The organism is Myxacorys sp., from assembly GCF_059501405.1.
The window spans coordinates 1-12,302 of the sequence record NZ_JCACCM010000150.1 but is presented as its reverse complement, the minus strand read 5'-3'; the positions used below and the strand labels follow the sequence as shown (position 1 = coordinate 12,302).

The window sequence follows — 12,302 nt, the reverse complement described above, 5'->3', positions numbered from 1 at the left end:
ATTGTGTCGATGCCGCCTTCAGGCATTGTCCTAACGTACTCGCGTAGCGCTATACAAAAAATAATCGCTCAAATCCTTCAATGAGAATCTGAGCGATCGCATAGCGTCTGGCAGCACGCTTGCTGTTTTTACGCCGTTGTCACACAGCCGTGACTTGACAAGGTAAGGCTTACATCCCAGTTGCTGCAAAACCAGTCAACTTAACGGGTGTTACTCCATCTTTGACGCTACCCAGTAAGGTAGCCGCCCCTGATTGCAGATTGACAGAATATAGCGATGAGTTGGACGTGGCAAACGCAGAGTTCGTGTCGTTCTTAAAGGCAATATCAAAGCCGGCGCCCGCGGCAAAATCAACCCCTAACGAACCAACCAAGTTTTGGGTGCCGTTGTTGGGTGGGTCTTGAGTGAAGAGTTGGTCAGTCTCTGGATCGATGCCGTACAGCGTGGTCGAGGTCGTCCCTTTAAAGCTGTTGGTGTAGGCTGCTGCCACAATTGAGTCAGTGGCTCCGTTGAGGTTACCATCCGGCTGAATCCCATCCATCATCGGATTGCCATCCACGATCGCTCCAGTATCGGGATTGAGCCGTAGGTTCTGACCTGCATCACTGACGACTCGAATGCGATCGACAACCGGGTTGAAGTCAACGCCTAACGCCTTGCCGTCTAGTCCTACTGCAAACGTGCCAGTTCCTACCTGTGTAGCCATGCCGGTAGCCACATCAATTGTATAGAGGCGATCGCTGCTACCAACGCCAAATAGCTGACCTGTGTTGGGACGGAAATCAATACCCACGAGAGTTTCGTCGTATTGCAGTCCCTTGACATCGACTTTGGTGACATTGTTTAGGGCATTGGAATTGAAGAACACTAAATCACTGGAATCAGTTAGCCCCACAAACTCAGCTTTAGTGGGATCGGGCTTCACAATTGGGCTTCTTCCAGCAATGCCAACGAGGTCAACTGTTTTTTTCCCATCTTTGACGCTACCGAGTAAGGTAGCCGCCCCTGATTGCAGGTCGATCGAATATAGCGCTGAGTTAGACGTGGCAAAGGCAGAGTTCGTGCCGTTCTTGAAGACAATATCAAAGCCAGCACCCGCAGCAAAATCAACCCCTAACGAACCAACCAAGGTTTGAGTACCATTGTTAGGCGGATTCTGGATGAAGAGCTGGTCAGTCTCTGCATCAATACCGTATTGAACCGTGTTGGGAGTTCCTGTAAAGCTGTTGGTGTAGGCTGTTGCCACAATTGAGTCAGTGGCTCCGTTGAGGTTACCGTCCGGTTGGACTCCATCCATCATCATGTTGGCATCTACAACCGCTCCGGTGTCGGGATTGAGCCGCAAGTTTTGACCTTCATCACTCACAACTCGAATGCGATCGACAACCGGGTTAAAGTCAACGCCTAATGCCTTGCTGTCTAGTCCTACTGCAAACGTGCCAGTTCCTACTTGAGTAGCCGCACCAGATTTAACATCAATTGTATAGAGGCGATCGCTGCTACCGACGCCAAATAGTTGACCTGTGTTGGGGCGAAAGTCAACGTCCACTAGACTCTCATCACGTTGTAGTCCCTTCACCTTTACGGTGGTAACATTGCTCAAATTGTCCGCATTAAAGAACGCTAGGTCATTTTTAGCCGTCAGCCCTACAAAATCAGCCGTGGTTGGATCAGGCTTAGAAGAATCCTTCTTTAAGGATCTGAGCAACCGTTTGAGTGTGTTCTCAGACAAGTCTACCTTTGAGGCAGACAAAAACTGGCTGATTGGATCGCGAATCGTTCCATTGTCTTGTACTCCAATACGACTGAGCGCTTGATCCAACTGATTGAGGATTTTGTCGGTGTTGTAGGAAGTCATTTCAGGCATGGTTGAGCTAGGACAATAACGGTACGCTACCCACAGCAAATCGGATGTGTGCAATATAAGCAGCGTTACAGATCTTCTTATGATCTATGTGATCCATTTAGCTTTGTCTTGCCGGGTCTGCTGTTCCTTGATTTCAAGGAACAGGAAGCTTCCGTTTTTTAGGCGCATCCGTCGCTAGGAGACATCAGTTCTAAAACGAGGAACATCAGGATCGCGATCGTTAGTTACTCTCGGCTGGATGCACTCTCAAGCAGTGGAATCTCTTCAATCTCGGGTAGTTCTTCTAGCGTTAGGCGGAGTTGACTCGAACCTGACAAGAGTTTGAGCAGTTTGGGTTTGGGATCGTGGAGCAGATAGATCAAGCGATCGCTGATTTGCCATTCAGTTTCGGCGGTAAACACTTGCAAGACGCGATCGCGCTCTATCAAGAGCGGCAACACGCTCCCCGCATCAACCAACGCGCGTAAATGAGCTTGCTGAAATTCTAATCCTTCTTCTCGAAAGGTCGTTTCTCCTAGTTTGATATCTCCACTCGTTAAATACTCATTCCACGTTTTTAGCAGCAATTGAGGCGTAAACGCTTGCTGAACTTTGGGTAATACTGTCACCTGAGCGTCGCCTGGGAAGACGGCTAAGACTCGCGGCGGCGCAAACTCTTCTACCGCCCGCTGCGCCACTACCGCATTCACCTCGCCGTTATTGGTCATCGCGAGAAAGGTTCCGCTTGTGGCGAGGTTCGCTTCTTCTAACACTTCGGTATCTAAGGCACTGCTGACGAATGGTTTGATATTAGAGTCTAGATTTTCTGGAAACGAATCTGGATCGGTATCAATCAGCGAAACGGATTCTCCTCGTTCTAGAAACAGCCGTGCGATCAGCAAACTCAAGGGACTGCATCCCACGATGACGATTCCTGTTGTTTCTTTGGAGGTGATTTGTAGCAGATCTGCGATCGCTTGTGCTGAGATTGACTGAAGCACGACGGTTAAGATAATCGTTAGGAAGACAAGCGCTTTAATCGAATCGCCGCCGTTGATGCCACGCTGCGCCAGTACAATGGCAAACAGCGACGCCACAGAAGCCGCAATAATGCCTCTGGGTGCAATCCAACTTAAGAAAATCTTTTGACGCCAGTTGAGGTCACTATTCCACGTACAGATCCAAACGCTGAGGGGACGAACAATAAACATCAGCGCTAGAACGGTCAATAAACCACCCCAGCCCAAGGCCAGAATTCCTGCGATCGACAAATCGGCTGACAGCAAAATAAACAGGACTGACGTGGCTAAGACCGTCAACTGACCTTTGAACCGCTTTAACAATCGTTCTTCTGGCAGCGCAGAGGCTCTGAGCACAACGCCAGACACAACTGTTGCCATTAACCCTGCTTCACTGCGAATCGTTTGAGCTAAGCCAAAGAAGCCCCACAAACTCGCCAATACAACTAAGTTTTTAAGATCTTCAGACAAAAACTTGGCGCGTTTGACAATGACTCCTAGCAGTCCACCTCCGATCGCACCAATGCCGCCTCCGACGCCGAGCCGAATCACTAAGTCGCTGCCAATATTTAACGGGCTGGGATTATCGGTTAGCAAAACGTTGAGAACAACCACTGCCAAAATTGCGCCAACCGGATCGATAAACACGCCCTCGCCTTCGAGTAAGGTGGCGACTTGCCGATCGACTTTTACGTGTCTTAGCAGAGAATTGATCACCACGGGGCCTGTGACGACGACCAGCGACCCGTAGAGAAACGCGATCGACCAAGGGAACTCACTTAACCAGTGGGCTGCCATGCCTGCCCCGATCATCGTCAACAGCGTGCCAACCGTAACTAAGTTTCTCAAGCTATCTGAAACCCGCCCTAATTCCCGTAGCTGTAGATTAAATCCCCCTTCAAACAGGATGACGGCAACGAGCAGCGAGACCATCACTTCTAGCCCAACGCCTAGCTGATCGGGGTGGAGCCAGCCTAGAACGCTAGGCCCCAGGACGATGCCAATGATCAGCAAGAACACAATGCCAGGAACCTGAACGAGTTCTGCAATCACCTGTGCCGCGATTCCCGCAATAACGGTAATTACGATTTGTAAGGTGATGGTTAGGGATGAATCCATAAAGGGGGAGACGAAAGGACGCCTTTCGGCAACGCTAAAGCAGGCAGAGCGCAACACAGATGAAACTGCCCGTGTCAGTCTCTCAAACCTGCTAACTGCCCTCGAAGATTAGGACAATTTACAACCTACCATTACTGTAATTCTTAATTTGCACTTCGTAGTTGAGTGTAATGGTCAGCACTATTCTTTGAGCTTGGCAAGGTCAATTTCTCTGAACTGATAGAAGCTAACCCTTTAGGAACGCTGCAAAGCGATTTGTAGGCTCAAATGCTCCTCCTCAATCCAATAGGCTCCCCATCCTATACTCCTGACTAAGATTTGAGCAACAAATAGTAAAGCTGTCCCGTGGAATTCACGAGTCCCGCTTTGTTGCCAGCTTGCTCTCCAGTCCCCATAAACACATCGACTCGACCCGCGCCTTTAATCGCTCCTCCGGTGTCTTGATCTAAGACATAGCGGTTGACTGATCGTTGCTCTAATTGGCGTTGGGCATTGAAAACGGGCAGTTGAGTTTGAACGAGGGCTAAGGCTCCGGGTGGCATCAGGGCTTTGTCGGTGGCGATCGAGCGTTCTGCTGTTACCGGAACGCCCAAACTTCCAAGGGCAGGTGCGCCTCCAGTATCGCGGAAGAAGACGAAGCGCCTGTTGCGCGGCAGATAGACGTTGAGATCGGCAGGATGCTGTTTGAAATAGTTGATGACGTTGGGAAGCTGTAAGTCTTCGAGGCGGAGTTTGCCGTCTTTGACGAGTTCGCGTCCAATCCCGGTGTAGGGTAAGTCAGTAAGTCCAGCGACTCCAATGGTCATGGTCCTGCCATCGGTGAGGGTTAGGCGGGCGGAGCCTTGCACTTGAACCAAGAAGGCTTCTAGACGATCGCGCATCCACACGAGTTCTGATCCTTTGAGCCGCCCCGTTTGTAAGCCGTCTTTTCCTTCTAGATCTTCTCGGGTGAGTTTGCCTTTCCAGGTGTCAAAGCTAGGAGGTAAGCGAAACAGCGGATAGCGGTACTCTGCGGTGCGGACTCGGCTAGCGGTATGAACAGGTTCAAAGTAGCCCGTGAAGCCGACAGTGCCTCGATTATCTTTGCCGACCGATTGATAGAGCGCAAATTCTTTCTGAACTGCTTTTTGGAGTTCTGCGGCAGAGCGAGATTTAAGCACGAGTTCTCGAAAGCGACGGAGACTGCGATCGACGCGATCGCGGCTCACTCCTTTAACGGGATACCGTCGATACGCTTCGACTGCTTTTGGCGTTTGGAGATAGCGTAAGCTCTGATCAATGCCTCGAATCAACGCTTGCCGATCTTGCAACACTTGCGAGTCTAAGCCAAAGTCTGCGCGCTTTGGCAAGGGTTGAAGAACAAGGGGCGGCAATGCTGGAGTGGGTTGTAGTTTGGGTGTCGCGGCTGGAGTGGGGTTAACGGTTGGGGTGGGGTTTGCTGGTGCGGCTTCTGTAGAAGCTTGCAGAGCGTTTTCTACAACGTTGCATGAGAGGCTAACTACCGTCCCGATCGCTAACCCTGCAATAAAAGACGCACCAGTGACCAATAAACGTTTCATAAGCAGCACAACCAAGCCGGACACTCGATTCGACAGGATTAGAGTATTCTAAGTTCCTTTGTCTCTCCGTTGCGCTAATTATGTGTCTCCGTTGCGCTAATAGCGATCGACACTTCCCGCAAACATTGGCTCGACTCGGATGCTCACGACTCGTGCGGGACGCACCACCATGTATTCACCCTGAATGTTTTTAATCGGTACGCTGATGAAGTCGTCGGATGTGGCTTTGGGAACGAGTTCTCCGCTGTACCATTTTTGAAAGTCTTGAATGGTGGCGAATCTGACTTCTTCGCGATGGCCACCTTCGAGCATGAGATGTACTGAAAATTCGCTGGGTGTTCTAGGCATGGTAAGTCTTCCGTAGCATGACCCCGTTAGTATGGGCACGAAGTCGGCGGAAGTAACTCGTTTTTTAGAGCAAGTCTCAGAAGTCTCGATTTTTGCTGAAGCGCTCTCGCCTCTATTTTCTCCAGCATCCAGAGCTAAAGAAATGTATTGGATATGCGCTCACTTAACTAGCTCCTCCTGTCCATAATCCATTTATGTACTTCCTTAGTTAGGCGAGTTGCTCGGTTATAGCTAGCACCTGGTCCTCGATTTGTACCATATGTATGGATACCAATAACTTGGATAGATGGAGTACCAGAACCAACTAAAACAGGTGATCCACTTTGCCCTTCATAAGTAGAAGCGTTGTGGAAAATCTGGGTTGTTGTGGAAATGCTTTGAATATCACCTTGAGCACGCCACTGTTTATCGCTAGAACCTCGACTGCGATATTTACTATCGTTCGGATAGCCTACTATTTCAATCTTCAGACCAGCCACGATATCAGGTACTTTCATTTCAAGTGGAGTAATCTTTCTACCATCAATGCCATCGATCTGTATAACTGCATAATCGTGTTCTTCAAGAGCGCTTCTTTCCCATTCAATTGGCACATCTAGACGCACAGATTTAAGTATTGGAAGAGAAGTTGCACGGTCCGGGAGAACCTCAACCCGCTTTGCCTTTCCCCTTAAGCTTTCTCCAAAAACACAATGGGCTGCTGTAACAATTGTTCTAGAGCTAACGAACCAACCAGTACCATATTCTGTAGGGGTGTCACTATTGTCATAAGCTATCAGTGAACAAATGGCAGACCAAGGATACTTTTCGGGAGAGTTCACAGGCTTAGCAGGATTCTCATCGAAAGGTGTTTCTACGCCTCTAGGTGGCTCTTTTGGTCGAATAAAAGCTGTAGTTGAAGGATCCTTTCTAGTGTCAGCTATCGCTTCAATATCAGGATGATCTGAATTTGGAGTGTGCATATCAGGATAAGAGCTATTCTGTGAGTTGCTCGACATTCTTTCTAGTTCCTCAGTTTTTACACAGTGGATATACAGGTTTCCCAAAACTTGTTACTCTTCTTTTTTCTCTTCAGTATTGGTAACCCGTCTATTCATCCTTACAAAACCAGTGTGGCTATAGAGGGTATCAGAAGCTTCAATTTCACCGCGAGGGTTAAAAAGAATATAGGTAACGGCGACTCCAGCACTATGACGTAGCTGAGTAAAGAAGAAATTTCTTTTAGTTTGCTGCGTTCCATTTGCTAATATATCTGTGGTATAGAGGATATGGCCCTCTCTGCCGCGCTCAGACAAAAAATTGCTAATTTTGTATCCTTTAACAAGGCTCGCGATCGCTCTTTTTCTTGTTTCTATGTCTGATGATGATAGAAGTTTCATCAACTCATCAGATTGAGCATTTAACGATGCTAGTTTATCCTTATCGCTAGGAGCTTCCAATTCTCGATTAGCTTGATTCTTTAAAGTAGATAATGCACGAACGCTCTCCAAAGCTTTCTGGATAGATGTTTTGTCCGATGTATAAAGCTCTGGATACAATACTTTCAAATTCTTTTTAGTTAGGCTTCCAGCTACCTGAGCTACTAGAGCGACTTTTGGAACATCTAAGTTCACCCCGGTAATAGTTATATCTGTTATGAAAGGAGTTAGAACTTCGATAATTGATTTTAAAGCAGCGATTGGCGTGTCCAACAATGTAAAGCTAGAGCCTTCTCCTGGATTCTCTTTATTTATTAATTCTGAATAATCTCGATTTAGTGTCTCTAGTAAACTATAGAAAGCATAATCCTTCAGAGAGTTCTCATCATAGATCAGCACATTTGAATTCGCTGGAATTCTAGTTAATATGCTTTTTGTCAAAGCTTGAGAAGCTTCTTTCAGCGATTGATAAGCAAGAATTTGGTTTTCAATCGGTTTTTCTCGCTCATCACCAGTAATATCAATCTTGCCTTCAGATGCTTTCGGAGGGGTTAATCCTGTGGATGGCTGAGATGCTTGTGCTGAAGGTGCTTTAGTACTTCCAGCTTCTTGAGCATAAACGCTTGAAGAATAGCTTCCTATAGAAACAGTAAGAGCCGAGAAAATTGCGATAAAAGCTGGGTTCCGCATCAAAAATTACTCCTTTTTTGCATTAAAAAATCTAACAGAAATTCACCCAGACATGCGTTACATATCTGCGCTGGGTTATAGATGCTACCTGTCAAAGTAGCTTTCAACGTTAAAACTTGTAGCGTTATTTACAGGTATCTTCAGTTTTCTAGATCAATCTGAGTCAGAGCGACTTGCAAACGGTTAACTCAAATGAAGATTACCGTAGACTGCTTCTTGTACATAAAAATACTAGGTTCTACTTCAGAACGCTGTATTCTTAATTATTTCTTCTGAATAAGCTTTAATGTTGCACTGAGTTAATCGCACTACTGGGTGCACTACGGGCAGCAGCGATAGCTATCTCTCGGCAATCGAAAGAACAACTGTAAGCCCGAATCTCAGACCCATTTGGCGATAGAGGTATGGTCTATCACTATCTCTTAGAGACGTAAGGTGAGATGCTGGACGAGTTCGCAAAAGCCGTTGCCTTCGGGCAAAGTGGTGATGTAGGTGGGTTTATGAGTTAAGCGATCGCTGTATCTCAACAGATTTGCGACTCCAACAGAACGCGGAAAATATTGACTATTAAATAAGGTTTCGTCATTTGGGCTATCGCCAACGGTAATGATTTGCTCTAGTGAGACTTCTGGAAACTGTTGATTTAAGACTTGCAATAGTCCGTCTGCTTTGTTCTGTTGGATCGGCTTGATGTGGCATTGAACAGTGCTATAGGTAAAGCTCCAGCCTTGAGTTTGGCAAATTTCAGCCATTGTTTCTAATTCTGATGGGCTGATGCCTTCAATATCAAATGTCCAATCTGTTAGGCGAAATTGATTGTCGCTCGTCTCTTGAATTTTGGGAAATTGGGCTTTTAATGCTTTAAAGGTTTCAAACAGCTTGAGGCGATGCTGTTTTAGATCGGGAATCGGCGTGATTAGAAATTGAGATTCGCCTCTATAAAAGAGTCCGCCATTTTCTGCGATCGCACCCACGACCGGGAGATAAGCTGCGATCGCGTTTACCCATCCTGCGGATCGTCCGGTCACAATCAAAACCGAGATTCCAGCCTGCTTCAACCTTTGAAAGGCTTTCAGCACATCAGGTGTAAATTTATCTGCGATCGTTAATGTGCCATCCATATCAGTTGCAACTAGTCGAACCGCTTGTAAATCTGTGGCGTGGGAAAGAGAAAGTAGCGTCATGGGTTGGACATTCTAGACTTGCACCTAGCTTAAAGCGCAACGGAATCGATAGAGAATTTTCCTCGTTTGTTTTTCGTGTCTTTGGAATTGGGAACTCTTGAAGACGTGACAAGTTTAGCTGGCGATCGCAATGGCTTACCCAATGATTTTTGAAGCACTTTTAGCTCAAACGAGTAAAACGGTTACGACAAAACCTGCGGTGGCAGACGCTTCCAAACCGAACGGACAGCCCGTATGGATGGCAACATCGGGTGGCTTGTTTGTGCTATTGCTGGCGTTGGGAGCCGCATCTTATCTGCAAGCCAGCAAACTCAAAAAAGAAGTCAAGTTTGAGACGTTTAAAAACCGGGAACTGCAAAAGAAGCTGAAATATGCGGTTGAAACCATCAGTAAGATGGAGCGCAATCCTGACTTGATTCACTCGCGAGAGTTTAACCTCGACTATCTGAGAATGCGGATGTCAGAAGAGGTGTTCCACTTTGCGATCGTTAATCAAATCAAGATTCGGGTGAAGGACAAGATTACGATCGCGCTGCGTCCTGGTCAAGGCAACCAAAACGGAAATGATATTGGCATTGCCAGCACGGGGCGACAGGTGGATGAAATCTTTGATGTGATTTACAAAGCGGGAGATTCGGAGCAGTCTACTCGCGTCTTGTTCCGCATTCAAATCAAGATTCTGAAGTTGCCGACTCAACCCACTTCTGTGACGATTAATCAGATCATCGATTGTTTTGAAACGTTTCTCAGTCCGTCTCACGAAAATGAAACGTGGCAACCTGCGATTCAAGGACGCATTGCCAATATGCGGTGGGATCAGACTGCAAAGCCGACTCCGTTGCTGGTGTTGGAACAAACGCAAGAAGGCTCGAATGTTACGTTTAGAACAACTCGGATGGCGACTAAATAGTAGGAATTGTAGTAGGAATTCCCGTTTGTATCTTTGTTTAAAGGAATGTAGGGTCATCTAACGTTAAATTAGATGACCCTACATTCTTTTAAAGGCAAAAATCTTTTTGAATCCGCTATGTAAAACTCTAAAGAAATTTGTAAAGCGAGCGGTATGGTTTAAGCCAAAACTGGTTCAGTTGGTTGACCTTCTGTTGTGCCTTTGATGCGAGTTCTCATGCTTTTACGAACGCGATCGCTCGTGCGGACTCCGCCTGCCAGTTCGTATTGATGGCTATCTCGACCGTATTGAAGCGCAACGCCCAACAGCATTTGATCGGTCAAGGTATTCAATTGCTTTTCGAGATCGCTAAGTTCGTTTTTGGTGGAATCAATTAAAGCAAGTGCATCATTGTAGGTGTTCAATCGGGCGCGTACTTGATCGATCATCTGATTCAACTGGGGGATGTTACGATCGTTTCCAAAATCCATTGTGAGATCAATCGCTTTCAATCCGGCAATGCGAGATTCAGCTTTTGTTAGTACAGAAGAAGTTCGCTTTTTTCTAGCCACAGTAGACACCTGTATGTAATAGAACATCTCTAAATTAACTGAGTTGCTCTAATAGTTAGAGGCGCAGAATCCGCAGACTTTTTGTATTGCTTGGATGAAGACTTGTCGGTTTAGTCAGTATTTGTCCTTAAAAAATTACAAAAACAAGTTGATTAAGAACAGATCAATGTTGATCAAGAACAGATCAATGTTGATTAAGAACTGATCAATGTACTTTGATAACATAAGCAAAAGCGTTAGTTCTTACCGGATAAACATAGGTTATTAATGCAAGTTGTTTTGTTCTTATTGCAAGTTGTTTAGTTCTTAGTGAGATCGCACTAAGAACTAAACTATGTTGATCGAGAACTAAGGTTTCTCCTGCGATCGCTAGTCTGGAAGGACTGCGATCTCCGCTAGGGGGAAATAGAACTATCTTTGTTTCCTTCTGGCATTAGCGCTGCTACGATCGATGTAACCGTAGTTGGTAAACTTCAATAAGCACTATGCTTACCTTGAAGGAGGTAGAGCCTATGAAAACGTTAGAAGAAATTAAGCAATGGCTTGTGCAGCACAAGTCAGTGTTGCAGGAACAATATAAGGTCAGGGAGCTAGGCGTTTTCGGTTCCTACGTTCGGAAAGAGCAGACAGAAACTAGCGACGTTGATGTGCTAGTGGAATTTTCCGAGACACCGAGCTTGTTAAAGTTTGTCAATGTTAGAGAACTATCTCAGTGACAACCTGAGAGTCAAGGTCGATTTGGTGCATAAGGGCGGCTTAAAGCCTCGCATTGGAGAACGGATTTTGGCAGAGGTTGTCTATCTGTGACCAAGCGACAGGTGGAGGATTACTTACAGGATATTTTGGATGCTGTCGCTGCTATTGAGCAATTTACAACAGGCATTGAGTTTGCAGAGTTCTCACAAAACTTAGAAAAGGTGTTCGCGGTTTCTAGAGCGATCGAAATTAGATGAGCTACCAGAGCCAAAGGATATGCGCCCGTTTATCCTCAATTCTTAAATCTGCTTGACTCGATTGCTCAAATTCGATACGCTCACAAATTAAGTTGCCTTGCGTCCTTGCCGGGTCAACTAGACCACTTCCAAAGGCTGTTGCCTTAGTCGCCGCTCAAAGTTGCTACCAACAACTCTGAACGGCTAACCCCCAATGCTGATTGCCCAGCACGGGAGGCTAACACGGGATCATAGCATCCCCGAAGCCACCCTGTTTTACGCTGCACGCGGGGTGGCTTCAGTTTTTGGGATTTTTCCCATGAACAACAGGAGAAATCTCAAACATGAATTACAACAATTTGCGCGGCTTGCTCTCGAAAGAGGATCATCTTTCTTCTGAGGGTGAGAAGATTCGATTGCTTGCGATTGGTTCACGAGAAGGAGTGATCGAAACGATTCACACGTTGCACAGTCTTGGTTATGCCGAAGCTGGGATGTGGAGTCCGTTACTTCCTGCTCCTACTGATGGCGAGGTGATGAGTATTTTGACAAAACAGCGGTTCCTCTAGAGTTGCGCTCTGCGCTAATCAGCTTAGAGGCGCGATCGTGGATAGGCAACCATGTGCCTATCCAACTTGCTTAGAGCAGGGATGATAAAGATTTGCTGAAGGACTAGGTTCTGTTGACTTTTCACCGCAACCAGATCAAGGTGCAGGCAAAACAGAG

Annotated in this window: 12 protein-coding genes; 4 read left to right on the top strand and 8 right to left on the bottom strand. The window is 46.5% G+C overall.

The window, feature by feature from the left end; translation table 11 throughout:
- Positions 1-169: 169 nt before the first annotated feature.
- The 7 genes from AC5I6P_RS20865 to AC5I6P_RS20835 all read right to left on the bottom strand — a co-directional run bounded on the left by AC5I6P_RS20865 (position 170) and on the right by AC5I6P_RS20835 (position 9,183).
- The gene (locus AC5I6P_RS20865) at positions 170-1,867 is read right to left on the bottom strand and encodes a DUF4394 domain-containing protein (protein ID WP_495695685.1); all 1,698 of its coding nucleotides are present in this window, start codon (positions 1,865-1,867) and stop codon (positions 170-172) included.
- Between the two features lie 224 nt (positions 1,868-2,091).
- Positions 2,092-3,984 carry a cation:proton antiporter gene (locus tag AC5I6P_RS20860; RefSeq protein WP_495695684.1) on the bottom strand — a complete coding sequence of 631 codons (1,893 nt, stop codon included), beginning with the start codon at positions 3,982-3,984 and terminating at the stop codon, positions 2,092-2,094.
- Positions 3,985-4,295: 311 nt separating this feature from the next.
- On the bottom strand, positions 4,296-5,543 hold the full coding sequence (mltA, locus tag AC5I6P_RS20855; protein ID WP_495695683.1) for a murein transglycosylase A: 1,248 nt from the start codon (positions 5,541-5,543) through the stop codon (positions 4,296-4,298).
- Positions 5,544-5,639: 96 nt separating this feature from the next.
- Positions 5,640-5,891 carry a hypothetical protein gene (locus AC5I6P_RS20850; protein WP_495695682.1) on the bottom strand — a complete coding sequence of 84 codons (252 nt, stop codon included), beginning with the start codon at positions 5,889-5,891 and terminating at the stop codon, positions 5,640-5,642.
- A gap of 167 nt (positions 5,892-6,058) precedes the next feature.
- Entirely contained in the window at positions 6,059-6,889 is an 831-nt protein-coding gene (locus AC5I6P_RS20845; RefSeq protein ID WP_495695681.1) for a trypsin-like serine peptidase, read from the bottom strand.
- 54 nt (positions 6,890-6,943) lie between these two features.
- Complete coding sequence (locus tag AC5I6P_RS20840) at positions 6,944-7,999, bottom strand: hypothetical protein (RefSeq protein ID WP_495695680.1); 1,056 nt, start codon at positions 7,997-7,999, stop codon at positions 6,944-6,946.
- 422 nt (positions 8,000-8,421) lie between these two features.
- Positions 8,422-9,183, bottom strand: coding sequence for an HAD family hydrolase (locus AC5I6P_RS20835; RefSeq protein ID WP_495695679.1), 762 nt, complete (start codon positions 9,181-9,183; stop codon positions 8,422-8,424).
- 130 nt (positions 9,184-9,313) lie between these two features.
- Here AC5I6P_RS20835 and AC5I6P_RS20830 point away from each other — a divergent pair, with 130 nt between their 5' ends.
- The gene (locus AC5I6P_RS20830) at positions 9,314-10,093 is read left to right on the top strand and encodes a hypothetical protein (protein WP_495695678.1); all 780 of its coding nucleotides are present in this window, start codon (positions 9,314-9,316) and stop codon (positions 10,091-10,093) included.
- Positions 10,094-10,251: 158 nt separating this feature from the next.
- Here the strand turns inward: AC5I6P_RS20830 and AC5I6P_RS20825 are convergent, their stop codons facing one another.
- On the bottom strand, positions 10,252-10,644 hold the full coding sequence (locus AC5I6P_RS20825) for a hypothetical protein (protein ID WP_495695677.1): 393 nt from the start codon (positions 10,642-10,644) through the stop codon (positions 10,252-10,254).
- Positions 10,645-11,156: 512 nt separating this feature from the next.
- Between AC5I6P_RS20825 and AC5I6P_RS20820 the strand changes: the two genes are divergently transcribed.
- The 3 genes from AC5I6P_RS20820 to AC5I6P_RS20810 all read left to right on the top strand — a co-directional run bounded on the left by AC5I6P_RS20820 (position 11,157) and on the right by AC5I6P_RS20810 (position 12,145).
- Complete coding sequence (locus AC5I6P_RS20820) at positions 11,157-11,360, top strand: nucleotidyltransferase family protein (RefSeq protein WP_495695676.1); 204 nt, start codon at positions 11,157-11,159, stop codon at positions 11,358-11,360.
- An 87-nt stretch (positions 11,361-11,447) separates the two neighbouring features.
- The gene (locus AC5I6P_RS20815; RefSeq protein WP_495695675.1) at positions 11,448-11,597 is read left to right on the top strand and encodes a HepT-like ribonuclease domain-containing protein; all 150 of its coding nucleotides are present in this window, start codon (positions 11,448-11,450) and stop codon (positions 11,595-11,597) included.
- A gap of 323 nt (positions 11,598-11,920) precedes the next feature.
- Positions 11,921-12,145, top strand: coding sequence for a hypothetical protein (locus tag AC5I6P_RS20810; protein ID WP_495695674.1), 225 nt, complete (start codon positions 11,921-11,923; stop codon positions 12,143-12,145).
- The last annotated feature ends 157 nt before the right edge of the window (positions 12,146-12,302 follow it).